Genomic DNA, 821 nt, shown 5'->3' with positions numbered 1-821 from the left:
GGTAATGCCGGCAGGACGGCTAACGCCATTGATGCCAATGTATGTCGGCCGCCTTTTCGGCGCGTTTTGTCCGTGAGGGTGACGGTGCCCAGCAGGGTGCCTTGTGCCTGGCCGTCGCCGGTAGGTAATACCGCCCAATGCGTGGCATGAGCTTCTTTCGCGCGTAAGCGCATGCTACGGCGCCCACGTAGCGGCAGATATTGCCAGTGCAATCCGGCAACCAGCCAGGCACGCCCATTCTGCAGCGTATAGGTAGTCTGTTGTTTCATGGCTTATCCCAAAATGACCGGAGTGATAAGAATGACCAGCATGGTTTTGTTGTTTTCACCGTTGGCACCGCCACCGAGTCCGAAGAAGCGGAAACTGCCGACGCCCTGGCGGTTGGCGGTGTTATTGAGAGACTGATAACCACTGAGCACCAACGTCTGTCCAGACTGCATGATGACGCGCTGGGTAAACGTCTTGAGGCGAGTCTTCATGAGTTCGACCGAGGTGTTGTCGCTGGTGAACGTGCGCATGGTCGGGTCATCCGACATATTGATCGCAAACTGCAGCTGCATTTTTGGCGACTGGGGCATCAGGAACGGCAGTACCGTCATATTGAAGCCTGTGGTGATGGTCGACTTGGTGATACTGCTCGATGAACCGACGTTCGCCGTGTTCTCTGTCGTGACGTTCGAGGCATAGTCCTGTTGCAGCGCAACCTGGATGGGCACCGCTGACAGGTTGGTCGTCATGCTCGAGGCTTCTGTCATCACGCTGACGTTCGCCTGCTCGGACAGGGCTTTGATAAAGGCCTTGGTGCCCGCCCCTTTGCCGTC

At 57.1% G+C, this 821-nt stretch carries 2 pseudogenes; both read right to left on the bottom strand.

From position 1 onward, the window contains the following. A pseudogene (locus A6U95_RS04885) lies at window positions 1-269 on the bottom strand (hypothetical protein); the annotation flags it as partial. Between the two features lie 3 nt (window positions 270-272). Continuing rightward, window positions 273-821, bottom strand: a pseudogene (locus tag A6U95_RS04880) (PilN family type IVB pilus formation outer membrane protein); the annotation flags it as partial.

This window comes from Serratia sp. 14-2641 (assembly GCF_001692375.1).
Taxonomy (GTDB): domain Bacteria; phylum Pseudomonadota; class Gammaproteobacteria; order Enterobacterales; family Enterobacteriaceae; genus Chania; species Chania fonticola_C.
Note: the sequence above shows the minus strand (reverse complement) of the source record. Positions and strands in the feature narration are given on the sequence as shown.